The sequence below is a fragment of the Pseudomonas sp. LAMO17WK12:I5 genome, assembly GCF_900215165.1.
In the GTDB taxonomy this organism is placed as follows: Bacteria; Pseudomonadota; Gammaproteobacteria; order Pseudomonadales; family Pseudomonadaceae; genus Aquipseudomonas; species Aquipseudomonas putida_A.
In genome coordinates, this window is record NZ_OBDS01000001.1 from 403,903 (window position 1) to 428,685 (window position 24,783).

The following is a 24,783-nucleotide window of genomic DNA, read 5'->3' on the forward strand; positions in this document are numbered from 1 at the left end:
TTCACCTTCACTCTTTAAGCAATGCTTAGCGAGTGGTTACTTCAGTAGCTGCGAAGAAGTACGAGATTTCGCGAGCAGCAGCGGCTTCGGAGTCCGAACCGTGAACGGCGTTGGCGTCGATCGACTCGGCGAAGTCAGCACGGATGGTGCCAGCAGCAGCTTCTTTAGGGTTGGTAGCGCCCATCAGCTCACGGTTCAGAGCGATAGCGTTTTCGCCTTCCAGTACCTGAACAACAACAGGACCGGAGATCATGAAAGCAACCAGGTCGCCGAAGAAACCGCGCTCTTTGTGCTCAGCGTAGAAGCCTTCAGCTTCAGCTTTGGACAGCTGCTTCAGTTTCGAAGCTACAACGCGCAGGCCTGCTTTTTCGAAACGAGTGGTGATCTCGCCGATGACGTTTTTTGCAACAGCGTCAGGCTTGATGATGGAGAAAGTACGTTGAACAGCCATGGTGTAACTCCAGAAACAGTAATTTGCGAAAAATTAAACCCGCGAATTATACGCGGGTTCTTGGGTATTGCCTAACCTGCGAGGACGATCAGTCCAATTCTTCAGCCCAGCGCGTCTGAACCGCTTCCAACACTTTCTCGCCGACCCGGCCAGAGGTGTTGTCAAAATCCGGCAGCTCTTTGATCCATTGCTGCAGATCGACGAAATTGACAGAGAACGGGTCTACACCCGGCTTGGCTTCGGCCAATTCTTCTGCAATGCGTTGAACATCATTCCAACCGTAGCTCATGACAGTCTTACCAGTCAGTGCGGCGCTTCGGCCGCATGGTTAAGCGAATATTTCGGGATCTCGACGGTGAGATCTTCTTCACCAACGATAGCCTGACAGGCCAGGCGCGATTGCGCTTCCAGACCCCAGGCGCGATCGAGGAAGTCTTCTTCCAGTTCGTCGGCCTCTTCCAGCGAGTCGAAACCCTCGCGGATGATGCAGTGGCAAGTGGTGCAGGCGCAGACGCCGCCACAGGCACTTTCCATCTCGATGTGGTGCTCGTGAGCCAGCTCGAGAATCGAAGTGCCAGGCTCAGCCTCGACGACCATCCCTTCAGGGCAGAACTTCTCGTGGGGCAGAAAAATGACCTGCGGCATCAGATATCCTCGATTTCATTCAGATTGCGCCCCGACAGAGCGGCTTTCACCGTCAGATCCATGCGGCGGGCAGCAAAAGCATCAGTCACTTGCGACAGACGCTTGGTCTGTTGCTCGATGGCGTAACCATCGGTGCCTTTCATCAGTTCGGCCAGTTCCTGCATCTGCAACTCGATGACCATGCGCTCTTCGGCGTCGAGCAAGCGCTCGCCATCAGCCTCCAGAGCGCCCTGCACCGCCTCGATCAGACGCTGGGCATCGACTTGCTGCTCGCGCAGGACGCGGGCGACCTTGTCGTCGTTGGCGTGCTGGAACGAATCCTTGAGCATCTTGGCGATTTCACCGTCGGTCAGACCGTAGGACGGCTTGACCTGAATGCTCGCCTCAACGCCCGAACCCAGTTCACGGGCAGACACGCTGAGCAGACCGTCGGCATCGACCTGGAAGGTCACGCGAATCTTCGCCGCGCCGGCCACCATCGCCGGAATGCCGCGCAGTTCGAAGCGTGCCAGGGAGCGGCAGTCGCTGATCAGCTCGCGCTCACCCTGCAGCACATGGATCGCCATGGCCGACTGGCCGTCTTTATAAGTAGTGAAGTCCTGCGCGCGGGCGACCGGGATGGTGGTGTTGCGCGGAATCACCTTCTCCATCAGCCCGCCCATGGTTTCCAGCCCAAGGGACAGTGGAATCACGTCGAGCAGCAGCAGTTCGCCGCCATCACGCTTGTTGCCAGCCAGCGTATCCGCCTGGATCGCGGCCCCGATGGCCACCACTTGATCCGGGTCGATTTCGGTCAGTGGCTGACGACCGAAGGCTTCGGCGACGGCCTCGCGAACACGCGGCACACGGGTCGAACCACCGACCATGACCACGGCATGCACGTCTTCCAGCTCAATACCGGAATCACGCACAGCGCGGCGGCAGGCTTTCAGGCTGCGAGCAACCATCGGCTCGATCAGCGCATCGAAGGCTTCGCGGGTCAGCTGCGCTTTCCAGTCACCGTAGGCGACTTCAACGCTGGCCGCATCGGTCAGGGCTTCTTTGGCCGCACAGGCGGTTTGCAGCAGATTGCGTTGTGCGCCCGGGTCGAGATCGGCAGACAGGCCGGCGCTCTCGATAATCCAGCCGGCAATCGCGTGATCGAAGTCATCCCCGCCCAAGGCGCTGTCGCCGCCGGTGGCCAGCACTTCGAAAACACCGCCAGTCAGACGCAGAATCGAAATATCGAAGGTTCCGCCGCCCAGGTCATAGATTGCGACCAGACCTTCGGCGTGTTGGTCCAGACCATACGCCACGGCGGCAGCGGTCGGCTCATTGAGCAGACGCAGCACGTTCAGACCGGCGAGTTTCGCCGCGTCTTTAGTAGCCTGGCGCTGCGCATCGTCGAAATACGCCGGAACGGTGATCACCGCACCGACCAGCTCGCCACCCAGGGTCGCTTCAGCACGCTGACGCAGCACCTTGAGGATATCAGCGGAGACTTCGACCGGGCTTTTCGGGCCTTGTACGGTGTCGATGAACGGCATGTGCGATTCGCCGCCGACAAAGCGGTATGGCAGCTGCTCGCCCAATTGCTTGACGTCGGACAAACCACGCCCCATCAGGCGCTTGACCGACAGCACAGTGTTCAAGGGATCGGAGGACGCGGCCAGTTTGGCCGATTCGCCAACCTCGACGCGGTCGGCGTGATAACGCACGGCGGACGGCAGGATGACCTGCCCGTCAGCGTCGGCCAGTGGCTCGGAAAGACCACTGCGCAACGCAGCGACCAGCGAATTGGTAGTGCCCAAGTCGATTCCCACAGCCAGACGACGCTGGTGCGGTTGAGGACTTTGGCCGGGTTCGGCGATCTGCAGTAGGGCCATCGTGATCAGGACTTATCTGTATATCAGGCGTGCGACCGGAGCGGCACTGGGTTAATCGTCGAGGCGCTCTTCTAACTGGCGCACTTCGTAGGTGAGCTTGTCGAGGAACTGCATGCGCCGCATCAGGCGTTCGGCCTGTTCGCGTTGCGCTGCATCATCCCAACAGGCTGCGAAGCTTTCGTTCAACTGTTCCTGAGCCACCTTCAGGCGCCGCTTGAATACCGCGACACCGTCGAGGTCGGCGCTGTCCTGAAGGTCTTCGAGTTCTTCGCGCCATTGCATCTGCTGCAGAAGAAACTCGGGATCATGGACCGTGACTTCCATCGGCACTTCATGCCCGCTGATGGTCAGCAGGTAGCGTGCACGCTGGGCAGGACTCTTGAGCGTCTGATACGCGTCGTTAAGCCGCGCAGACTGCTCGAGCGCTGAGCGCTGCTCACGCTCGGAGGCGTCGGCGAAGCGGTCAGGATGAACACCGCGCGCCAACTCACGGTAGCGCGTGGCCAACTGCTCGAGATCCAGGCGAAAGCTCGGTTGCAGCTCGAATAAAGCGAAATGACAAGGAATACCCACGACAAGCCTCAGATGTTGAAGCTTTCGCCGCAGCCACATTCACCGCGTACGTTGGGGTTGTTGAACTTGAAGCCTTCGTTCAACCCTTCCTTGACGAAATCGAGCTCGGTGCCGTCCAGGTAGGCCAGGCTTTTCGGGTCGATGATCACTTTCTCGCCGTGACTTTCGAACACCTGATCCTCGGCAACCACCTCGTCGACAAACTCCAGCACGTAGGCAAGGCCGGAACAGCCCGTGGTGCGAACACCCAGACGAATCCCTTCACCTTTGCCGCGCCCGTCGAGGGAGCGTCGCACGTGTCGAGCAGCCGCTTCTGTCATGCTGATAGCCATCGTTGACTCCTTACTCGTCGCGCAATGCTTAGATCAAGCCTTTCTTCTGCTTGTAGTCGCGAACAGCCGCTTTGATAGCGTCTTCAGCGAGTACCGAGCAGTGGATTTTCACTGGCGGCAGAGCCAGTTCTTCGGCCAGCTGAGTGTTCTTGATGGTCTCGGCTTCGTCCAGCGTCTTGCCCTTCATCCACTCGGTGGCCAGGGAGCTGGAAGCGATTGCCGAACCGCAGCCATAGGTCTTGAACTTGGCGTCTTCGATAACGCCTTGATCGTTGACCTTGATCTGCAGACGCATCACGTCGCCGCACGCCGGAGCGCCGACCATGCCGGTGCCGACATCCGGGTCTTCCGCGTTCATCTTGCCGACGTTGCGCGGGTTTTCGTAGTGGTCGATGACCTTTTCGCTGTAAGCCATGGTGCTTAATCCTCACTCATCAGAGAGTCGCTCTTTAAGCCCTGCAACCTGGGGTCGCAGGGCCGGTTCGCGGCGACTTGAAATCAGTGTGCCGCCCACTCGATTTTCGAAATGTCGACACCGTCTTTGTACATGTCCCACAGCGGCGACAGAGCGCGCAGCTTGGTAACGGCCTCGCAGACTTTCTGCGCGGCGTAGTCGATTTCTTCTTCGGTGGTGAAACGGCCGAAGGTGAAACGGATCGAGCTGTGCGCCAGTTCGTCGTTGCGGCCGAGGGCGCGCAGAACGTACGAAGGTTCCAGGGATGCCGAGGTGCAGGCCGAACCGGACGATACCGCCAGATCCTTGAGCGCCATGATCAGCGACTCGCCTTCAACGTAGTTGAAGCTCAGGTTCAGGTTGTGCGGAACGCGGGCGGTCAGGCTGCCGTTGACGTACAGCTCTTCCAGATGCTCGACCTGCTTGTAGAAGCGGTCGCTCAGGGCTTTGATGCGCACGTTTTCGGCAGCCATGTCTTCCTTGGCTACACGGAACGCTTCGCCCATGCCGACGATCTGGTGGGTCGCCAGGGTGCCGGAACGCATGCCACGTTCGTGACCGCCGCCGTGCATGGTCGCTTCGATGCGCACACGCGGCTTGCGGCTGACGTACAGCGCGCCGATGCCTTTAGGGCCGTAGGTTTTGTGGGCGGAGAACGACATCATGTCGACTTTCAGCTTCTGCAGGTCAATGTCGACCTTGCCAGTGGACTGAGCCGCGTCAACATGCAGCAGAACGCCCTTGGAGCGGGTCAGTTCGCCGATGGCAGCGATGTCGTTGATGGTGCCGATTTCGTTGTTCACGTGCATCACCGACACCAGAATGGTGTCTTCGCGCAGTGCCGCTTCGATCATCGCCGGGGTGATCAGACCGTCTTCGGTCGGCTCGAGGTAGGTCACTTCGAAACCTTCACGCTCCAGTTGGCGCATGGTGTCGAGAACGGCCTTGTGTTCGATCTTGCTGGTGATCAGGTGCTTGCCCTTGGAGCCATAGAAATGCGCCGCACCCTTGATCGCCAGGTTGTCGGATTCGGTGGCACCGGATGTCCAGACGATTTCACGCGGGTCAGCGTTGACCAGATCGGCCACCTGACGACGGGCGTTTTCGACGGACTCTTCAGCTTTCCAGCCGAACACGTGGGAACGGGACGCCGGGTTACCGAAGTTTCCGTCGACCAGCAGGCATTCACTCATCTTTTGCGCAACGCGCGGATCGACCGGGGTGGTCGCAGAGTAATCAAGGTAAATCGGCAATTTCATGGACTATCTCCTAAATCAGGCTGGCTGGCGTGCCGCTAGCTCTTTGGCTGTCATTCGACGGCGGACGCTTCAATCTTGTCCAGGCGCGGCGCCTTGCCATTGCAACGACGCTGATCCTGACGCTGGGCCACTTCCTGCACCTCACGGCGAGTTACGAGGTCGGCCAAGCTGATACCGCTGAGAAATTCGTGAATCTGCAGGCTCAGGTCGCACCACAGGTGATGAGTCAGGCAGGTGTCGCCGGAATGGCAATCGCCCTGGCCCTGGCACTTTGTAGCATCGACCGATTCGTTGACCGCATCGATCACCTGAGCCACCTGGATGCCCTGCATGTCGCGCGACAGCTGGTAACCACCGCCTGGACCGCGAACACTGGAAACCAGGTTACTGCGGCGCAGCTTGGCGAAAAGCTGTTCGAGATAGGACAGGGAGATGCCTTGGCGCTCGGAGATATCGGCCAGGGACACCGGCCCGTGCTGCGCGTGCAACGCCAGGTCAAGCATGGCGGTCACGGCGTATCGGCCTTTTGTAGTCAGTCGCATGGACAATTACCACGGAGTTCGGAATGGGCGGGAGTATGCAATTCCCGAGCATTTAAGTCAACTATAAGACCTAGTGCTTTAGTCGGGTTTACCCGCAAAAGAGCGCGCGCATCATAGCAAAGGCTGGCGGCGTACAGCCAGCGCAACCGCGTTATCGTTCTTCGCGAGCAAGCCCGCTCCCACAGGGGAGATGCATTCCAATGTGGGAGCGGGCTTGCTCGCGAAAAGCAGCGCCGCGGTTTAGCTGGCTTGGCTCTGATCCTTGCCCTTCACACAGGCAAAGTCTTCTTCGCGCAGCTCAGGCAGATCTTTCGCACAGTAATTACTGCCCAGATCCTTCAGCGCGCCGCACATCCCTTCCAGCCGTCCATCCACCGCTTGCAGGTGATCGAGCAACTGACCGATGGCTCGGGCCACCGGATCGGGCATGTCTTCGCTGACACCATAAGCATCGAAGCCGATCTTCTCAGCCATCGCTTTGCGCTTGGCGTCCTGCTCTTCATCGGTTTTGACGATGATCCGCCCCGGAATCCCCACCACTGTGGCGCCCGGCGGCACTTCCTTGGTGACCACTGCATTGGAGCCGACTTTCGCGCCAGCCCCCACCGTGAATGGACCGAGCACTTTGGCACCAGCACCCACGACAACCCCATCACCCAGCGTCGGGTGGCGCTTGCCCTTGTTCCAACTGGTGCCGCCGAGGGTTACGCCCTGATAAATGGTCACGTCATCGCCGATCTCGGCGGTTTCACCAATGACGATGCCCATGCCGTGGTCAATGAAAAAGCGCCGACCAACTTTGGCACCCGGATGAATTTCGATCCCGGTCAACCAGCGACCGAAGTTCGACACCAGCCGCGCCAGCCATTTCAGCTCGTTGCGCCACAGCATCCCGGCCAACCGATGAATCCAGATCGCGTGCATACCGGGGTAGCAGGTCAGGACTTCAAAAGCGTTACGCGCCGCCGGGTCTCGATGGAATACGCTCTGGATATCTTCACGCAAACGCTCAAACATCATTCAGTCCTTCCGCTTAAGAAGCTCACCACGGGCCGCTTTTTGGGTTTCCGTGAGGATGCCACGCAAAATATTCATTTCCGCCCGGCTGACCGAGCTGCGTCCGTACAATCGGCGCAGGCGCGCCATCAAGTGCCTTGGCTTTTCCGGATCGAGGAATTCGATGGCAACCAGCGTCTGCTCCAGATGCTCGTAAAAGCGCTCCAGCTCATCCATGGTCGCGAGCTCGGCGCTTTTCACCGAGGCCACTTCTTCTTTCTCAATCTTGGTCGGCTGCCCTTGAGCGGCCAGCCAGGCCATGCGCACTTCGTAGCTCAACACCTGCACCGCCGCCCCGAGGTTCAACGAGCTGAACTCAGGATCGGAGGGGATGTGCACGTGAAAGTGACATCGCTGCAGCTCCTCGTTGGTCAGGCCGGAGTCTTCACGACCGAACACCAACGCGATTTGCGCGCCCTGCCCCGCTTCCTCGACCACTTTGCTCCCGCATTCGCGCGGATCGAGCAACGGCCAGGGAATGCGCCGGTCACGGGCGCTGGTGCCGAGCACCAGATTGCAGCCGACCAGAGCGTCTTCCAGAGTGGCGACGACTTGAGCATTTTCAAGGATATCCCCGGCACCGGAAGCTCGAGCATCGGCTTCGTGGTGCGGAAACAACCGCGGTTCGACCAGCACCAGCCGCGACAGACCCATGTTTTTCATGGCGCGCGCGGCCCCGCCGATGTTGCCGGGGTGGCTGGTATTGACCAGGACGACACGAATGTTCTGCAGCAAGGGAGGCGCTCTCGGACACAGGAAAGGGGTGCAAATCTTACAGAACAGCCTACCGTTAAGCTATGAAAGCGAACAGCGACCTTCACCTGAAGAAAAGTTCTGATAGAATGCGCGGCTTTCTTTAACAACCTTAGGTGACACATCCATGCAGCCCATGCTGAATATCGCGCTGCGCGCCGCCCGCAGCGCCAGTGAACTGATCTTCCGCTCCATCGAGCGCCTGGATACCATCAAGGTCGACGAAAAAGACGCCAAGGATTATGTATCCGAGGTCGATCGCGCCGCCGAACAGAAAATCATCGACGCTCTGCGCAAGGCTTACCCGAATCACTCGATCCAGGGTGAAGAGACCGGCATGCACGTCGGTAACGGCATCGAAGGCGAAGAGTACCTGTGGATCATCGATCCACTGGACGGCACCACCAACTTCCTGCGTGGCATTCCTCACTTTGCCGTCAGCATTGCCTGCAAATACCGTGGTCGCCTGGAACACGCTGTGGTTCTGGACCCGGTTCGCCAGGAAGAATTCACCGCCAGCCGTGGTCGCGGCGCTCAACTGAACGGTCGTCGTCTGCGCGTCAGCGGTCGCACCAGCCTCGACGGCGCTCTGCTGGGCACTGGCTTCCCGTTCCGTGACGACCAGATGGACAACCTCGACAACTACCTGGGCATGTTCCGCGCCCTGGTTGGCCAGACTGCCGGCATCCGCCGCGCCGGCTCCGCCAGCCTGGACCTGGCCTACGTGGCTGCCGGTCGTTTCGACGCGTTCTGGGAATCGGGTCTGTCCGAGTGGGACATGGCTGCAGGCGCCCTGCTGATTCAAGAAGCTGGCGGCCTGGTGAGCGACTTCACCGGCGGTCACGATTTCCTTGAAAAAGGCCACATCGTTGCCGGCAATACCAAATGCTTCAAGGCAGTACTGACGGCGATCCAGCCGCACCTGCCGGCTTCGCTGAAGCGCTAAGCTTCCTGCGAAAAGCAAAAAGCACCCTTTGGGGTGCTTTTTTTATGCCTGGAATTCGATCTTCAGATCACCAAAACCTTCATGTGGGAGCGAGCCTGCTCGCGAATGCGGTATGCCAGCCGACATCAATATTGACTGTCAGAATGCATTCGCGAGCAGACTCGCTCCCACAAGAAATCCGGGTTTAGCCAGAAATTCCGGGCACAAAAAAGCACCCCGCAGGGTGCTTCTTGTTAAACAGTCGGTCCTTACTGAGCCGGCTGATTCTGCGACAGAATCAGCTTGCCTTCCTTGTCGACCGGAATCTGGTTGCCCGGATCGCGATCCATCCGCACTTTGCCTTCCTTGCCATCGAGCGAGTAACGCACGTCGTAACCGACGACTTTGTCGCTGATGTCATTCACAGTGTTACAGCGAGTCTGGGTGGTGGTGTAGGTATCGCGGTTCTGCATGCCTTCCTGCACCTTGTTACCGGCATAACCGCCACCGACCGCGCCAGCGACCGTAGCAATCTTCTTGCCGGTACCGCCGCCAATCTGGTTACCCAGCAAACCACCCGCTACCGCACCAATCGCGGTACCGAGGATCTGGTGTTGATCCTTGACCGGCGCCTGGCGGGTTACAGCAACATCCTTGCACACTTCACGTGGAGTCTTGATCTGTGTTTTGACCGGTTCTACGGCCAGCACTTGCGCATACTCAGGGCCGCTTTTAACCAGGCTGTAGGTGGCAACAGCACCCCCGGCAGTCACACCGACAGCACCCAATACCGCACCAACCAGCAACGACTTGTTCACATGAACCTCCTGACCATCACATGCGGGACGCGCCCGCGCTTCTCCCAGCCTTGGAGCATAAAAAAAGGCGCGAGTTCAACTCGCGCCTTTTTCGGGCTGACAACCGGTGAAGCGATGGCCGTTATGGACGGTCGTCGACTTCCTTCTCGGTGTTGGCCGGAGGAATCAGATCCTCGGTGCTCAGGTTCAGCCAGATCAGTACCACGTTCGCGATGTAGATCGACGAGTAGGTACCCGCCAGAACACCGATGAACAGAGCGATGGAGAAGCCGAACAGGTTGTCGCCACCGAAGAACAGCAGCGCAGCGATCGCCAGCAAGGTGGAGATCGACGTTGCCATGGTCCGCAGCAGGGTCTGGGTGGTCGAGATGTTGATGTTCTCGATCAACGAAGCCTTGCGCAGCACACGGAAGTTTTCACGAACCCGGTCGAACACGACGATGGTGTCGTTCAGCGAGTAACCGATGATCGCCAGTACCGCCGCCAGCACCGTCAGGTCGAAGGTGATCTGGAAGAACGACAGGATACCGACTGTCACGATCACGTCGTGAATCAGCGAAACGATGGCGCCGACCGCGAATTTCCACTGAAAGCGGAAAGCCAGGTAGATCAGGATGCCGCCGAGCGCCAGCAGCATGCCGAGGCCGCCCTGGTCGCGCAGTTCTTCACCGACCTGCGGGCCGACGAACTCGACACGCTTGACCGTCGCCGGGTTGTCGCCGCCGACTTTCTGCAGCGCGTCTGCTACCTGATGGCCCAGCTGCGGATCTTCACCCGGCATGCGCACCAGCAGGTCGGTGGTCGCACCGAAGTTCTGCACGATGGCTTCGTGGTAACCGGAAGTCGCCAGTTGCTCGCGCACTTTGGTGACGTCAGCCGGACGCTCGTAGGTCAGCTCGATGAGCGTACCGCCGGTGAAGTCCAGACCCCAGTTCATGCCCTTGTGGAAAACGCTGAACAAGGCCAGAACGGTGAGAAACACAGTGACGCCGAACGCAAAGTTGCGAACGCCCATGAAGTTGATTGTACGTAACATGGCAGCCCCTTAAATCCACAACTTCTTGAAGTCACGTCCGCCGAAGATCAGGTTGACCATTGCGCGGGTCACCATGATGGCCGTGAACATCGAGGTAAAGATCCCGAGGGACATGGTCACTGCGAAACCCTTCACCGGGCCGGTGCCCATGGCGAAGAGGATGCCGCCGACCAGCAGAGTGGTCAGGTTGGCATCGAGAATCGCGGTAAATGCCCGGCCGAAGCCTTCGTTGATTGCACGCTGCACGGTCATGCCGGCGGCGATCTCTTCACGGATCCGCGAGAAGATCAGCACGTTGGCGTCGACCGCCATACCCATGGTCAAGACGATACCGGCGATACCCGGCAGGGTCAGCGTTGCACCCAGCAGCGACATCAGCGCCAACAGCAGCACCATGTTCACCGCCAGTGCGACCGTGGCGATCACGCCGAAGAAGCGGTAGATGGCGATAATGAACAGCGAGACGAACAGCATGCCCCACAGCGATGCATCGATACCTTTGGTGATGTTGTCAGCACCCAGGCTCGGACCGATTGTGCGCTCTTCCGCGAAGTACATCGGCGCGGCCAGACCACCGGCACGCAGCAGCAGTGCCAGCTCGGACGATTCGCCCTGGCCGTTCAGGCCGGTGATACGGAACTGCGCACCCAGCGGCGACTGAATGGTCGCCAGACTGATGATCTTCTTCTCTTCCTTGAAGGTCTGAACCGGCACGTCTTTCTCGACGCCGTCGACAACCTGCTTGGTGTAAGTGGTCACCGGACGTTGTTCGATGAAGATCACCGCCATGCTGCGGCCCACGTTCGAACGGGTCGCGCGGCTCATCAGCTCGCCACCGTGACCGTCCAGACGGATGTTCACTTCTGGTGTGCCGTGCTCGCCGAAACCGGCCTTGGCGTCGGTCACCTGGTCACCGGTGATGATCAGGCCACGCTCGATCTGCGCAGGAGGACGCTTGCCTTCACGGAACTCGAAGGTCTCGGAAGTGGCTTTCGAAGCACCCGGCTCTGCAGCCAGACGGAACTCAAGGTTGGCCGTCTTGCCGAGAATACGCTTGGCTTCGGCAGTGTCCTGCACGCCCGGCAGCTCAACCACGATGCGGTTGGCGCCCTGACGCTGAACGATCGGTTCGGCAACACCCAGCTCGTTGACGCGGTTACGTACCGTGGTCAAGTTCTGCTTGATGGAGTATTCGCGGATTTCCGCCAGCTTGGCCGGGGTCATCGCCAGACGCAGCACCGGTTGACCGTTGAGGTCGGCCGGAACAATGTCGAAATCGTTGAAGTTCTTGCGGATCAGCGCACGGGCCTGTTCGCGGGAGTCAGCATCGCTGAAGCCCAACTGAATGGCGCCGCCCAGTTGTGGCAGGCTGCGATAGCGCAGCTTCTCTTTGCGCAGCAGGCTCTTGACGTCGCCTTCGTAGACTTTCAGGCGGGCGTCGAGGGCTTTGTCCATGTCCACTTCCAGCAGGAAGTGCACACCACCGGACAAGTCCAGACCCAGCTTCATCGGGTGCGCGCCGAGGTTGCGCAGCCATTGCGGGGTGGTCTGTGCCAGGTTCAGTGCGACGACGTAGTCATCACCCAATGCCTTGCGCACAACGTCCTTGGCCGGCAGCTGGTCTTCAGCCTTGGTCAGACGGATCAGACCGCCCTTGCCGTTGGCGGCCAGCGAAGCTGCCTTGACGTTGATCCCGGACTCACGCAGCGCGGTGCTGACGCGATCCAGATCGGCCTGATTGACCTGCAGTGCCGTGCTGGCGCCGCTGATCTGAATGGCCGGGTCATCGGGGTATAGATTGGGAGCGGAATAAATCAGACCGATCGCCAGCACCGCCAGGATCAGAATGTATTTCCACAGAGGATATTTGTTCAGCATCACGCCGCCCGTTATGAACGCGGGGCGCCTTGCGCGCCCCGTCGATTGAGTAGAAGTTGGAACCTTAGATCGCTTTCAGCGTGCCTTTTGGCAGCGTGGCGGCGATGGCGCCCTTCTGGAACTTCATTTCCACGGTGTCGGAAACTTCCAGAACCACGAAGTCATCGGCCACTTTGGTGATCTTGCCGGCGATGCCGCCGGTGGTGACCACTTCGTCACCCTTCGCAAGGCTGCTCAGCAGGTTCTTCTGCTCTTTGGCGCGCTTGGCCTGTGGACGCCAGATCATCAGGTAGAAGATGACCAGGAAACCGACCAGGAAAATCCACTCGAAGCCGCCGCCCATTGGGCCTGCAGCAGCCGGTGCAGCTGCGTCAGCCATGGCGTTAGAGATAAAAAAGCTCATTTAGCACTCCAGTTGCAAATGTTGAATCTTGGGGTCAGAAAACTCAGTCCAAAGGCGGAACGGGGAGCCCGCGTTTGGCGTAGAAGGCATCGACAAAGGCGGCCAATGTACCCTGTTGAATAGCCTCGCGCAAACCAGCCATCAGCACCTGATAATGGCGCAAGTTATGGATGGTATTGAGCATGCTGCCGAGCATTTCGCCGCACTTGTCCAGGTGATGCAGATAAGCGCGGGAGAAGTTCTGGCAGGTATAGCAATCGCAGGTCGGATCCAGCGGCGAATCATCATGGCGATGGAACGCGTTACGGATCTTCAGCACGCCTGTATCAATGAACAGATGCCCATTGCGGGCATTACGGGTTGGCATCACGCAATCGAACATGTCCACACCGCGGCGCACACCCTCAACCAGATCTTCCGGTTTGCCAACGCCCATAAGGTAACGAGGTTTGTCAGCCGGCATCATGCCCGGCAGATAATCCAGCACCTTGATCATCTCGTGCTTCGGCTCGCCCACCGACAGACCGCCAATGGCCAGGCCATCGAAGCCGATCTTGTCGAGGCCTTCCAGCGAGCGCATGCGCAGATCCTGGTGCATGCCGCCCTGAACGATACCGAACAGCGCCGCCGTGTTGTCGCCATGCGCGTTTTTCGAGCGCTGGGCCCAACGCAGCGACAGCTCCATGGATACGCGGGCGACGTCTTCGTCAGCCGGGTACGGCGTGCACTCGTCGAAGATCATCACGATGTCGGAACCCAGATCGCGCTGCACCTGCATCGATTCTTCCGGGCCCATGAACACTTTCGAGCCGTCGACCGGGGAGGCGAAGGTCACGCCCTCTTCCTTGATCTTGCGCATCGCGCCCAGGCTGAACACCTGGAAACCGCCGGAGTCGGTGAGGATCGGGCCTTTCCACTGCATGAAGTCGTGCAGGTCGCCGTGCTCCTTGATCACCTCGGTGCCCGGGCGCAGCCACAGGTGGAAGGTATTGCCCAGAATGATTTCCGCGCCAGTGGCGACGATGTCACGCGGCAACATGCCCTTGACCGTGCCATAGGTGCCCACCGGCATGAACGCCGGGGTCTCGACGGTGCCACGCGGGAAGGTCAGCCGACCACGACGAGCCTTGCCATCGGTGGCAAGCAGTTCAAAGGACATGCGACATTCGCGACTCATTCTGTTTCCTCTGGGCCTGTGTGTTCAGGGGCAGTCGGGGCGGGATTACGGGTGATGAACATCGCATCACCGTAGCTGAAAAAGCGGTAGCCGTTGTCGACGGCGGCTTTATAGGCGGCCATGGTTTCGGGATAACCGGCGAACGCCGAAACCAGCATCAACAGCGTGGATTCGGGCAAATGAAAATTGGTGACCAGGGCATCGACCACATGGAACGGCCGGCCCGGGTAGATAAAGATGTCGGTGTCGCCGCTGAACGGCTTGAGCACGCCATCACGCGCGGCACTTTCCAGCGAACGCACGCTGGTGGTACCCACGGCAATCACCCGCCCGCCACGCTCACGGCACGCGGCAACGGCGTCGACCACGTCCTGGCCGACTTCCAGCCACTCGCTGTGCATGTGGTGATCTTCGATCTTGTCGACGCGCACCGGCTGGAACGTCCCCGCACCGACGTGCAGCGTGACGAACGCGGTCTCGACGCCCTTGGCGGCAATCGCCTCCATCAGCGGCTGATCGAAATGCAGCCCCGCCGTCGGCGCCGCCACCGCCCCCAGGCGCTGGGCGTACACGGTCTGATAGCGCTCGCGATCCGAGCCTTCATCCGGGCGGTCTATATAAGGAGGCAACGGCATGTGCCCGACGCGATCGAGCAGCGGCAGCACTTCTTCAGCAAAGCCCAGCTCGAACAGCGCATCGTGACGCGCGAGCATCTCGGCTTCGCCACCGCCGTCGATGAGGATCTTCGAACCCGGCTTCGGCGACTTGCTGGAGCGCACATGGGCCAGCACGCGGTGCGAATCGAGCACGCGTTCGATGAGGATTTCCAGCTTGCCGCCCGAGGCTTTCTGCCCGAACAACCGCGCCGGAATCACCCGGGTATTGTTGAATACCATCAAATCGCCCGAGCGCAAATGCTCAAGCAAATCAGTGAATTGACGGTGTGCAAGGGCGCCGCTCGGCCCATCAAGGGTCAGCAGGCGACTGCCGCGACGCTCGGCCAAAGGGTGGCGGGCGATCAGCGAATCAGGAAGCTCGAAGGTAAAGTCAGCAACGCGCATGATGGGGTTCGTCTAGCAGGGCCGGAAAGTCTAGCGGAATTATCAAAAATTGACCATGAAACGTGATTGACCAACGGTAATCACCTCTCTATACTTCGCCGCCATTGAGCCCTGATGGCGGAATTGGTAGACGCGGCGGATTCAAAATCCGTTTTCGAAAGGAGTGGGAGTTCGAGTCTCCCTCGGGGCACCACATAGCAGTATCTGAGAGTCTCTACCAGCCTCTCAGACCCAGAGAAACCGGCCACTTGGCCGGTTTTTTTGTGCCTGTCTGTTTATCCCTGTCTTCCCTTATCCGTTGTATCCCTGTATCCCTGCTTGTATCCTGAGAAAAATACCGAACTTTGGGATACAAGGATGAAACGCGCAGACATCAAGCGCCGCCCCCTCGCCGATACCACGCTTGCAGGGCTTGAGCCTGAAACTAAGGAATATCGGGAGCTGGATGGAAACGGCTTATATTTCCGGGTCAAACCGGACGGTGGCAAATCATGGCAACTCCGGTACAAGCGACCTGCAGGTAACTGGGCCTGGATGGGCCTCGGCGGCTATCCAGAAGTCAGCGGCGCACTTGCCCGTGAAAAAGCAGCCGATCTACGAAAGGTTGTCAGTAGCGGTGCCGACCCTCTTGAACAGAAGCGCTCGGCAAAAGCGGCAATCGATGCCGCTCGAACCCGGACCTTCAGAGCGGCTGCGGAAGCTTGGCTCAAGGCAAAGGAGGAAAAAGGTCTTGCCTCCTCTACCCTCAATAAAATCCGCACCTACCTCGACAAAGACATTCTTCCAGCGCTTGGTGATAAACCTCTGGACGAAATAACCCGAACCGATTGTGCAAATCTCCAGGCCTCCCTCGAAGCTCGTGAGGCGCATAACGTTGCTGAAAAATGTCGAACGTGGGTCAATCAGATCTTCGGCAGAGCAATCGGATTGGGACTGACAGAAAACGATCCAGGTAGCCGTCTACGCGACATCGCAGCTCAAGCACCGAAGACTCAACAACACCCTCATTTGCTAGAACCCGAACTCGGCGAGTTTCTCACCGCCTTAAAGAACACCCCCAGCAGACTGACCGCCCGAACGGCGGCATGGCTTTGCATATGGACAGCCTCTAGGCCGGGAATGGTTCGTCTCGCAGAGTGGAAAGAGTTTGATCTCGATAAAGCTCTTTGGACTACACCTGCATCGAAGATGAAGATGCGCCGAGACTTCGTGTGCCCCCTTCCGCGCCAAGCACTGTTAGCACTTAGAGAGCTGCACGCTTTAACCGGGCGCAGCCGCTGGCTATTTCCGGGGGTTGGTGCAAAGAATCCGACTATCAGTGAGAACACGATCAATAAGGTATTCGCGACCATAGGCTACAAAGGACGTCTTGTTGGTCACGGCACACGGCACACGGCAAGCACACTGCTCCGCGAACACGGATGGCCAAAGGAACATGTCGAGGCGCAATTGGCCCACAAAGAAGAGGGCATCTCAGGGGTCTACAACAAAGCTCAGTACCTCGAGCAACGAACAGCCATGATGCAGTGGTATGCCGACCATCTGGACAAATTGCAGAATGGGAACGTCGTGCTAGGCCAGTTCGGACAAGCCTTTTGAACATGCGAATCCTGAATCCTCAAAAACGCGGTGTTCCGCGTGTTCCATGTGTTCCGAAACTGATGAAAGCCTTTAATTTCGGGGCTTTCAACGATGGAACACAAATAGCGCTCAACTGGAACACATTGTCGATGGCACACAAAAGGTGTTCCAAAGACGGTAGCACTTCGAAGCAGCACCTCCCTACCCTCACTGGCGGTCTTCTAGCCTCGCCGGGCGCAAGTACTCGCGTTTTATTGAATGCAAAGACGGGGCGAGGGGGTGAGTTTTGAGTAGAGCTTTTTACTTGAGCGACCCCCTCAACATTGAAGGTTGGGAGATTGTTGAGACGTTCGAGCGATTCACGCTCTACGAAGAATTTGCAGAACGCATCGATGATGCCCTTGACCTCATACGAAATGGCCAAGAGCATTGGGCGAGCCACCTGAAAGATGGGGAGTGGTCCGTTGAATCCGTCCGCGTATTGGCAAATGTAAGACGACTCTCCAACAACATAAGTCAACAGTTTGAACGTTCTAGGGACGACCTGCCTCGCTGCATCCGCTGGATAGCAGGGGAGTCGGCCAATTCGGCGATAAATGATAGCCAGTATATTGCTGCGCTGGCGATTGATCGCGCTTGTCGAGCTATTGAGACGCTTGAGAGGTGGCTGAGTGGCTTCGATACAGATTTGTGCTCAGGAAGTTTTGAGAGCTTAGCCGCACTTAATGAAGAGGCGTCGAACGACGTCGCAGAGTTTGCGATGGAGGTGCGCCATGAGCTGGCGCACCTGGAAATCGAAGCTAGGGAAGCCGCGGCAGACTTGATAGGGACCGCCCGGAATTACATGACTTTGGCTAACGTCTATGCTTCACCGGTGCTGAGCAGCGCCGATAAAATCCGGATCAGCGCGACCGCACGCAAAGCAGGCTATAGCTCAGCAAATATACGTCGCGAAGCCGTCATAGACCGCAATCAGAGCATTTGCTCCCACGCTAAGCGTCTGCTCAGTGATGGACGATCAGAGCGAGAGGTTGTAGGGGTTATTGTCGGTACTGACTCAGCGCTCAAAACGCCGAGCGGTGCAGCCAAGCTGTCCACTAAACAAATACGGAACATTTTGGTCGAGGGCGGAGTACTCAGCGCCGCTGTAAGAAAGTAACTATTTGTAAAACATGGGAAGTTAGAGATGAGCAAACCGGAAATCGCACTAATTTACGAAGACACCTTGCCAAAAGATTTATTTCAGGATTTTGAAGACTCTATACTAGATGAACGACTAACTATAAAAGTCCAATCCAGACCCCCCATCGGTCCTCAAGCGAGTCTCGAATGGTTTGTCCTTCCTTTAGTTGCAGCTTACATTTCAAAGCCCTACTTCGATGGTTTTTTTGGCGAGATGGGCAAAGACCATTATAGGCTTCTCAAGCAAAAACTTTTCGAAACATCCAAAAAAGTAATGTCCAAACCTAGGATTGAGCCAACTTTAATCGGCTCAACAGGTAAGCTGAAGAAAAACAACCCCTATACCTCGGCATTTTCAATTTATGCAGACGCAAATGAAAGGATAAAATTCAAACTTCTAATACCGAAACATACCGACGACAACAACTATAAGGAGATCGTAGATATATTTTTAGATTTTCTAATGGACTATCACTGCGATGCAAAACCTCTCACCTCGATTGGCTTCGATTTGAGCACTCCCCCTCTAGGCGGACTAATACTTGTGCAGGTTAATCAGCAAACCAAATGCGTAGAATGGCGGGACCCAATGCAAATAAAATAAACTAGCGCGAGCTGAACATAAATTTTTGGCTCGCTATCAAATTAATCCTCAATCATTACTGTGTAATTAGGCAGCGATAGGTCAAGCCTCCCAAAAAATTTGCAGCGATTCGAATGGGAAGTGAACTGCCGTTCGTTTCCATTTCTCCAATTAGCGTTAGCCCTGTAACTCTTAACGACTACAGGAAACGCTCAATGACTGCCACGACGCTTCAATCCATCATCCCGCTTTCACCCTCCACCACTGATTTGCTCACTCCCGATCAAGTCGCAGCGACTCTAGGTCTATCGCATCGCACGCTCGCCGCCTGGCGCAGCTCGCGTCGCAATCCTCTGCCGTACGTGAAAGTAGGAAGCCGCGTGCGCTACCGGCCTAAAGATGTATCTATGTGGCTGGAAAGCCGCACGCACTGCGCCGCAGTAAGTGTGAGGAACAAGCAATGACTTCCCCTCGTCATCACACCTCTGCAAAAGACTCCACGCCAATCGATCAATCGGTGACACTCATCCGCATTGCCGAGGTCATGGCCATCGTCGGTCTCGCACGCCCTACTATCTACAGGTTGATGAATGAGCCTGAAAGTGGCTTTCCAAAAACCGTAAAACTCACCAGCAGCAACGCTCGCGGCGCCCCAGTCGCCTGGGTTTTGTCGGAAGTTCAAGCTTGGGCACTAGGTCGCATTCAAGCACGCGATGAGGTGGCAGCGTGAGTAATCCAACTGCCAATCAAGCCTTGATGCATCCCTTTTCAGTGCTGCGCCGCATCGGCTTTTCAGCCGCCACGATGCAGCGCCTCGAGCGCTATCGCAGCCGCCAGGACAAACAGGGACGCGTGGTCAGCGTACTTAGCTGGGCCGACGGCACTTGGTGCGCCCTCGCACTCCACTGCGAAAACATCGGTGCGGTGATCGTCGACGAAGGCCAGCAAACGGAAGCCTACGAAGACGCCCGCTCAATGCTCAATGACGGCTTCCTGCCCCTGCTCAATCTGCGTTGGGAAGCCCACGTCTGAAACGAAAACGCCCCCGGCGGCAACCGGGGGCGTTTGAGGTCAATCTGTATGCCCGGTCAATTTATGTCGCATCAAAAAAATGCGCAAGGCTTCGTGCTGGTTGCGCGGATAAAAACTCGGGGTTATCCTGCCGCCATCACTGCAAAATCAGTGATCGGGTTTGGCGACCCGAGTACATACAGGCGCACAGGCGCCCCCATACCGATTGCTGGCGCTTTTTTTGTGCCCGCACTCCTGCTTTATGGTGGCTGTGCGTGGGAGACCTTCGGGTCTGCCGGGGTCCTGTATGCCCGGTTCGCCAACCCGCGCACAGCTGCCACCCTTACATCGTTTGGCGACGATCCGTGGCAGCTCCTCACATACAGGAGCTTCACTTATGCACGCCCTCAATCCGTCCAAAATTCGCGCCGCTGCACACCGTGCAATGGCTCTCGCCGCTCTACACGCCAACTCCAGTCTTGTTACACGTCTCGCCCGCTACAACGACCACATGGCCAAAGCTCGCGCTCTCGAAGCCGCAGGCGGTGCCCAATGAACAGCGCCCTGAGCTTTGCCCTGCCCGAAGACATTCTCAGCGTCAGCCAGCGTGTCGGGGCCGGTGTACCGATTGACGCCATCGCCTGCGCAATTGAGCGCGCCGACTCGGTGCTGACGTTACTCGAGGACCACTTTGAAGGTGAGTCGCGCCTCTCTAACCGTGTTATCGCCGCCGTCATTTGGGATGTTCGCGGCACTCTTGGCCTGATCAAAACCCTTGCCATGCACGGCGATAACACTTCTGTCCCAGCGGATCAGAAAGGCGGTTCGCTATGAGCGCATTGACCACGATTGGCCGTATGGATTTTTCATTCGCAAACGCCCGCGGTTTGAAGCTATTCCGGGTGAACCCGGGCATTCCGGTCGAAGACGCGCTAGAGATCGCTTCCCAACTCCAAGAACGCGTTAACCAGCTCAGTCGCGATGCAGCTATGAGCGATCAAGGCGAGCGCTTTAGTTGGCCTGCCCTGTACTTGGGTGAAATGGCAAAAGCACTGCTCGATGACGTGACTGACACGCTGTTCCTGTCGAGGGCCGACACATGAGCCAGCGCCAGAACAGTAAAGTGAAGCGTCCGAGCTTCGGCGACATAAAAGCCGCCTCGCTGAAGGACATTGAACGTGTCCTCGCGTACTGGTTGCCCAACGGAAAGCGTGTGGACGGTGGCAAGGAATACACCGCTCCCAATCCGACTCGCACTGACAAGCGCGCCGGCTCGCTCAAGATTAATTTGAACAAAGGCACTTGGGCTGACTTCGCTACTGGAGACAAGGGCGGCGACCTGATTGATTTAGTCCGCTACTTGGACGGCGGCACCGATGTCGAGGCGTGCGCGAAGCTAACCGAACTGCTGAGCGTAAGTGTCGGTGCAGCGCAATCAACTATCGCTCAAAGCAAAACCAAAGCGCCAACATGGACCGCTATACAGCCGATCCCGGCCGACGCTATGAAACGTTGCCCGGTCCGCCATCGAGAACACGGCGCCCCTTCGAAAGTCTGGATCTACCGTGACGCTAGCGGTCAACCACTCATGGCTCTTTACCGCTTTGATCTCGTTCCAGATGAAGACGGAAAGCCCAAAAAAGTCTTCGCACCACTGACTTGGTGCCAGCGCTCCAACAGCGAAACCACGCAATGGCGCTGGCAGGGATTGCCTGACCCGCGTCCGCTCCTGCGCCTAGAAGAATTGGCACTGCGCGATGCCGTCCCTGTCGTGTTGTGCGAAGGCGAAAAAGCCGCCGACGCGGCAGGCGAACTGATGCCAGACTACGTGGCAACGTGCTGGCCGAACGGGTCCAACTCTTGGCACAAGGCCGATCTGACACCGCTCAAGGGGCGCTCGGTTGTGCTTTGGCCGGACAACGACAGCAGCGGCAAGTCGTGCATGGAAGAAGTCGCCAAAAAACTGCACGAGATCGGCGCCGAATCGGTCCGGTTTGTCGCGCTCAATGTGTTTAAACGCAAGCCCACTTTGAAGGATGATCGAGCAGCGTTTGCCAAAGGTGGCAAATGGGACGACGGGGACGATGCCGCCGACGCGCTGGCTAAAGGTTGGACGGCAGCACACGTCGCCGAGCTGGAGCGCTGCGGTGAGTTTTTCGTCTCACTCGCTCACGAGCAATCCGACGAGCCTGCAGAGCCAAAAGCAGCAGCCAAACAACCGGCAAAATCGAAAACCGATTTGCTACCCGGTGGTTTTCGATTGGCCCCCGAAGGTGTGTTCTATACCGGCGATGATGGTGAGTCACGGCCTGTGTGCTCCTCCTTGGAGATCCTCGCCCGTACTCGAGACGACAAGGGCCACAACTGGGGTCTGCTGGTTGAGTTCGACGACCCGGACGGCGCAAAAAAACGTTGGAACATTCCTGCTCGCAACATGACCGGCGACTTCGGCAAAGACGTATTAGGGCCGCTGGTGGATATGGGATTGCGCTTGCCTGGAACGCGCTCCGGTCGCAATGCGCGCAACGATCTTCAAAGTTACCTGCAAGGGTTCGACAGCAACGAGCGGGCACGCTTGGTCACTCGCCTTGGATGGCATGGACCTGCATACCTGCTGCCTGATCAGCAGATCGGCAACAGCCATGAGCATCTGTTCTTTTGTGATTCCGGTGCGCAGCTTCCTCCCATAAGCGAGGCCGGCACATTGGAGCAATGGCAACAGCAGATCGGCGCGCTTTGCGTTGGGAATCACCGCTTGGCGTTCGTTGTCAGCGTGGCCTTTGCCGGACCGCTTTTGCATTTGCTGGGGCATGAATCAGGTGGCTTTCATCTATACGGAGACAGCTCCGGCGGTAAGACGACACACCTGCAAGTTGCCGCCTCGGTCTACGGCGGACCGCGGCTGGTCCGGTCCTGGCGCTCGACGGATAACGCATTGGAGTCGATTGCCGCCGCGCATTCGGACGGCGTTCTGGTACTCGACGAAATCGGTATGTGCGATCCGCGCATTATCGGTGAAACGGTGTACATGCTCGGCAACGGCACGGGTAAAGCGCGCGCCAATGATCGAGGGCAAGCAGGCCGTCAGGTGCAAGAGTGGCGCCTGCTATTTCTCTCGACCGGCGAAAAGACACTGGCGCAGCACATGGCCGATGCGAACAAAGAGCTAAAGGCAGGGATGGAAATCCGCATGCTGGCGGTGCCTGCGGATGCGAGCAAAGGGCTGGGCATGTTCGACGTGCTGAACGGGTTCGAAGACGCCGCAGCCCTGTCGGACGCACTCAAAGCACGAGTAGGCAAATACTACGGTACACCGCTTACCGCGTTCCTGTCAGCGCTGTGCAAGCCCGGTGAAATGCTCGGCTGGACAGCCATGCTGCGGCGCACGGTGGAGCGCTTCATCGCCAAGGCCCTTCCTGCTTCCGCCAGCGGTCAAGCGCATCGTGCCGCTGCTCGCTTCGGTCTTGCCGCTGCCGCAGGTGAACTCGCGACGGCGCTCGGTGTAACAGGCTGGCCGGAGGGCACCGCGACCACAGCGGCGCAAGTTTGCCTGAATGCTTGGCTCGAGGAACGCGGTGGCGCCGGGAACATGGAAGGTGACGCCATCGTGAGTCGATTGCAGCAAGTCATCGAGCGATTCGGTGAAAGCCGCTTCACCCGCTGGGACGGTCTTGCGGCCAAAACCGACGATCACGCACCACGAACCACCGACCGCCTCGGTTTTCGGCGCACGGTTGAACACGGTATGGGCGATGGCGTTTACACGCTGGTCACCTACTACTTCTTGCCCACTGCGTGGAGGGCTGAGGTGTTCAAAGGCATGAGCCTAACTCTGGTCAATCGGGAGCTGATCGAGCGCGGGATTCTGGAAGCCAGCGCGGAAGGTCGTGCAGCGCAATCGGTGCGGCTGCCTGGGCTCGCCAAAACGAGAGCGTACGTGGTGCATGCCAACGCCCTCCTCTCCTTTGAAACCGAAGCCGCGTGAAGTTGGCGGATCGTGGAGAGCTGCCGGCCGCTTCGGGTCTGGCCCGCCCGGAATCCAATCGAACGAGTATCAAAATCTGAAATGGAAGATATCTAATGAGCGACTACCAAAAGCAAATCAAGCAACACCAAGTCGAGATGGAGCAACTCGAAAAGCAGCTGCCGAAACTCACTACAGCGGCCAAGGAAGCAAAGAGATTGTACGCACATACGCGCCATAATCGAGCGCCATACCCACATGAAGTGATCAACACTCTTAACAACGCGAAATCCGAAATAGCGCGCCATGCGTCTGAGATCAGACGGCTGCAAGCATTGGTTGATTGGGAAGACGGAATTCGATTTGCCGGTACCAACATAAAAAAGGCACAGAAAGAAATCAGCCAGGTGCAAAGCGATCTGCGAAAGCAGCAAGAGAAACGCACCAAGCTTTCGGCCAAACTCCAAAGACTGAAAGAAGAGAAACGTACTGAAATTGAAAAGGCTCAATATGTCGAAAAACAAGCGGCGGCAAGCTACTCCGTAGCGTTGAGCGATGGGGACGACGCAGAAGAACAACGAGCGGAGAAGGCGCTCAGGCAAGCCTCAGAGGCTCTTGCAGAAGTAACCCGTGACAAGCGGGGCATCGCAACTGCTACGCAAGCTTTGAAAGATGAAGTGGAGAAGCTCGAAGCAGCCATTGCAGAGAGTAATCAGACCTTGAAAGATCTGCGACACCAGCAGCTACGTGCTGCACGGTTCATGTGGGCCGACCGCCTAGACAAGGCAGCTCAAGAGTTCGCCGCCATCGCAGCACACCTGCACGCCACGGAAAAGGCGATGGGACGTTCAAGCTCTCTCATTGACCTTTACGTGCCACTGCATGTGCCGTTCGGACCGATGTCCATCAATGAAGATACGGTCACTGCGAAGGCAGGTGCAATTTCCATTGAGCAATTGATCGCCGCTTGATTGCCCGCGTCTCGACTATCAGTCGTGACGCTCCTCCCCCTAAACCGGAGCATCATTCGCGGAACACCAAACGTGTTCCGCGTAACTGGTGTTCCGGTTGTTCGCATTTGGTGTTCCACCTCTGAAAGCCTTTAATTACTTGGCCTCTAGCGTTTCTGGAACACATGGAACACATGGAACACATGGAACACTATGTTATCGCTAGCTATGGATTAGCGTTCCCCTCGCCCCTTTTCACGGCGTGAACCTTCAGCGCGAGCGGA

28 protein-coding genes and 1 tRNA gene are annotated in these 24,783 nt (G+C 57.9%); 12 read left to right on the plus strand and 17 right to left on the minus strand.

Annotation, left to right across the window (positions count from 1 at the left end; translation table 11 throughout):
- Window positions 1-25: 25 nt before the first annotated feature.
- The 11 genes from ndk to trmJ all read right to left on the minus strand — a co-directional run bounded on the left by ndk (window position 26) and on the right by trmJ (window position 7,912).
- Window positions 26-451 carry a nucleoside-diphosphate kinase gene (gene ndk, locus CRO59_RS01780; protein ID WP_007964426.1) on the minus strand — a complete coding sequence of 142 codons (426 nt, stop codon included), beginning with the start codon at window positions 449-451 and terminating at the stop codon, window positions 26-28.
- A gap of 88 nt (window positions 452-539) precedes the next feature.
- On the minus strand, window positions 540-740 hold the full coding sequence (iscX, locus tag CRO59_RS01785; RefSeq protein WP_034156257.1) for a Fe-S cluster assembly protein IscX: 201 nt from the start codon (window positions 738-740) through the stop codon (window positions 540-542).
- Between the two features lie 14 nt (window positions 741-754).
- Window positions 755-1,096 (minus strand): ISC system 2Fe-2S type ferredoxin, encoded by a 342-nt coding sequence (gene fdx, locus CRO59_RS01790; protein ID WP_041071821.1) that lies wholly within the window; start codon window positions 1,094-1,096, stop codon window positions 755-757.
- Window positions 1,096-2,961, minus strand: a complete 1,866-nt coding sequence (gene hscA, locus CRO59_RS01795; RefSeq protein ID WP_003227899.1) for a Fe-S protein assembly chaperone HscA — start codon at window positions 2,959-2,961, stop codon at window positions 1,096-1,098. Before hscA ends, fdx begins: the two co-directional genes overlap by 1 nt.
- Window positions 2,962-3,012: 51 nt before the next feature.
- Window positions 3,013-3,534, minus strand: coding sequence for a co-chaperone HscB (hscB, locus tag CRO59_RS01800; RefSeq protein WP_003227901.1), 522 nt, complete (start codon window positions 3,532-3,534; stop codon window positions 3,013-3,015).
- 8 nt (window positions 3,535-3,542) lie between these two features.
- Window positions 3,543-3,866 (minus strand): iron-sulfur cluster assembly protein IscA, encoded by a 324-nt coding sequence (iscA, locus tag CRO59_RS01805; protein ID WP_003227904.1) that lies wholly within the window; start codon window positions 3,864-3,866, stop codon window positions 3,543-3,545.
- Between the two features lie 28 nt (window positions 3,867-3,894).
- Window positions 3,895-4,281, minus strand: a complete 387-nt coding sequence (gene iscU, locus CRO59_RS01810) for a Fe-S cluster assembly scaffold IscU (protein ID WP_003227907.1) — start codon at window positions 4,279-4,281, stop codon at window positions 3,895-3,897.
- An 83-nt stretch (window positions 4,282-4,364) separates the two neighbouring features.
- On the minus strand, window positions 4,365-5,579 hold the full coding sequence (locus CRO59_RS01815; RefSeq protein WP_007964423.1) for an IscS subfamily cysteine desulfurase: 1,215 nt from the start codon (window positions 5,577-5,579) through the stop codon (window positions 4,365-4,367).
- A 50-nt stretch (window positions 5,580-5,629) separates the two neighbouring features.
- Entirely contained in the window at window positions 5,630-6,121 is a 492-nt protein-coding gene (gene iscR, locus CRO59_RS01820) for a Fe-S cluster assembly transcriptional regulator IscR (protein WP_007956690.1), read from the minus strand.
- Window positions 6,122-6,361: 240 nt separating this feature from the next.
- Window positions 6,362-7,138, minus strand: a complete 777-nt coding sequence (gene cysE, locus CRO59_RS01825; protein WP_003227913.1) for a serine O-acetyltransferase — start codon at window positions 7,136-7,138, stop codon at window positions 6,362-6,364.
- A 3-nt stretch (window positions 7,139-7,141) separates the two neighbouring features.
- Window positions 7,142-7,912, minus strand: coding sequence for a tRNA (cytosine(32)/uridine(32)-2'-O)-methyltransferase TrmJ (trmJ, locus tag CRO59_RS01830; RefSeq protein ID WP_027612138.1), 771 nt, complete (start codon window positions 7,910-7,912; stop codon window positions 7,142-7,144).
- A gap of 145 nt (window positions 7,913-8,057) precedes the next feature.
- Here trmJ and suhB point away from each other — a divergent pair, with 145 nt between their 5' ends.
- Complete coding sequence (suhB, locus tag CRO59_RS01835) at window positions 8,058-8,876, plus strand: inositol-phosphate phosphatase (protein WP_003227916.1); 819 nt, start codon at window positions 8,058-8,060, stop codon at window positions 8,874-8,876.
- 248 nt (window positions 8,877-9,124) lie between these two features.
- Here the strand turns inward: suhB and CRO59_RS01840 are convergent, their stop codons facing one another.
- The 6 genes from CRO59_RS01840 to queA form a co-directional block, all read right to left on the minus strand.
- Entirely contained in the window at window positions 9,125-9,673 is a 549-nt protein-coding gene (locus tag CRO59_RS01840) for a glycine zipper 2TM domain-containing protein (RefSeq protein WP_027612139.1), read from the minus strand.
- 121 nt (window positions 9,674-9,794) lie between these two features.
- Window positions 9,795-10,709 (minus strand): protein translocase subunit SecF, encoded by a 915-nt coding sequence (secF, locus tag CRO59_RS01845; RefSeq protein WP_096795519.1) that lies wholly within the window; start codon window positions 10,707-10,709, stop codon window positions 9,795-9,797.
- A 9-nt stretch (window positions 10,710-10,718) separates the two neighbouring features.
- Window positions 10,719-12,587 carry a protein translocase subunit SecD gene (gene secD / locus CRO59_RS01850; protein ID WP_096795518.1) on the minus strand — a complete coding sequence of 623 codons (1,869 nt, stop codon included), beginning with the start codon at window positions 12,585-12,587 and terminating at the stop codon, window positions 10,719-10,721.
- Window positions 12,588-12,651: 64 nt separating this feature from the next.
- Complete coding sequence (gene yajC, locus CRO59_RS01855) at window positions 12,652-12,990, minus strand: preprotein translocase subunit YajC (protein ID WP_003227923.1); 339 nt, start codon at window positions 12,988-12,990, stop codon at window positions 12,652-12,654.
- 43 nt (window positions 12,991-13,033) lie between these two features.
- Entirely contained in the window at window positions 13,034-14,149 is a 1,116-nt protein-coding gene (tgt, locus tag CRO59_RS01860) for a tRNA guanosine(34) transglycosylase Tgt (RefSeq protein WP_161794909.1), read from the minus strand.
- A 14-nt stretch (window positions 14,150-14,163) separates the two neighbouring features.
- Window positions 14,164-15,228, minus strand: a complete 1,065-nt coding sequence (gene queA, locus CRO59_RS01865) for a tRNA preQ1(34) S-adenosylmethionine ribosyltransferase-isomerase QueA (RefSeq protein ID WP_097086138.1) — start codon at window positions 15,226-15,228, stop codon at window positions 14,164-14,166.
- A 108-nt stretch (window positions 15,229-15,336) separates the two neighbouring features.
- On the opposite strand from queA, the gene CRO59_RS01870 reads away from it, so the two are divergent.
- From CRO59_RS01870 to CRO59_RS01920, 11 genes are all read left to right on the plus strand, one after another.
- Window positions 15,337-15,421: transfer RNA gene (locus CRO59_RS01870), tRNA-Leu, on the plus strand.
- Between the two features lie 164 nt (window positions 15,422-15,585).
- A complete protein-coding gene (locus CRO59_RS01875) occupies window positions 15,586-16,827 on the plus strand; it encodes a tyrosine-type recombinase/integrase (RefSeq protein ID WP_097086140.1) in 1,242 nt (413 codons plus the stop codon).
- A 286-nt stretch (window positions 16,828-17,113) separates the two neighbouring features.
- Complete coding sequence (locus CRO59_RS01880) at window positions 17,114-17,968, plus strand: hypothetical protein (RefSeq protein ID WP_097086142.1); 855 nt, start codon at window positions 17,114-17,116, stop codon at window positions 17,966-17,968.
- A gap of 27 nt (window positions 17,969-17,995) precedes the next feature.
- The gene (locus CRO59_RS01885) at window positions 17,996-18,595 is read left to right on the plus strand and encodes a hypothetical protein (protein WP_097086144.1); all 600 of its coding nucleotides are present in this window, start codon (window positions 17,996-17,998) and stop codon (window positions 18,593-18,595) included.
- Between the two features lie 194 nt (window positions 18,596-18,789).
- Window positions 18,790-19,038 (plus strand): helix-turn-helix domain-containing protein, encoded by a 249-nt coding sequence (locus CRO59_RS01890; RefSeq protein WP_097086146.1) that lies wholly within the window; start codon window positions 18,790-18,792, stop codon window positions 19,036-19,038.
- Window positions 19,035-19,304 carry an AlpA family transcriptional regulator gene (locus CRO59_RS01895; protein WP_097086148.1) on the plus strand — a complete coding sequence of 90 codons (270 nt, stop codon included), beginning with the start codon at window positions 19,035-19,037 and terminating at the stop codon, window positions 19,302-19,304. The genes CRO59_RS01890 and CRO59_RS01895 overlap by 4 nt, the downstream gene beginning before the upstream one ends.
- The gene (locus CRO59_RS01900) at window positions 19,301-19,606 is read left to right on the plus strand and encodes a hypothetical protein (protein WP_097086150.1); all 306 of its coding nucleotides are present in this window, start codon (window positions 19,301-19,303) and stop codon (window positions 19,604-19,606) included. Before CRO59_RS01895 ends, CRO59_RS01900 begins: the two co-directional genes overlap by 4 nt.
- 531 nt (window positions 19,607-20,137) lie before the next feature.
- Window positions 20,138-20,419, plus strand: a complete 282-nt coding sequence (locus CRO59_RS01905; protein ID WP_097086151.1) for a hypothetical protein — start codon at window positions 20,138-20,140, stop codon at window positions 20,417-20,419.
- Window positions 20,416-20,688, plus strand: a complete 273-nt coding sequence (locus CRO59_RS01910; protein WP_097086153.1) for a DUF3077 domain-containing protein — start codon at window positions 20,416-20,418, stop codon at window positions 20,686-20,688. Before CRO59_RS01905 ends, CRO59_RS01910 begins: the two co-directional genes overlap by 4 nt.
- Window positions 20,685-23,570 (plus strand): DUF927 domain-containing protein, encoded by a 2,886-nt coding sequence (locus CRO59_RS01915; protein WP_097086155.1) that lies wholly within the window; start codon window positions 20,685-20,687, stop codon window positions 23,568-23,570. Before CRO59_RS01910 ends, CRO59_RS01915 begins: the two co-directional genes overlap by 4 nt.
- 95 nt (window positions 23,571-23,665) lie before the next feature.
- Entirely contained in the window at window positions 23,666-24,520 is an 855-nt protein-coding gene (locus CRO59_RS01920; protein ID WP_097086157.1) for a hypothetical protein, read from the plus strand.
- Window positions 24,521-24,783: the final 263 nt, after the last annotated feature.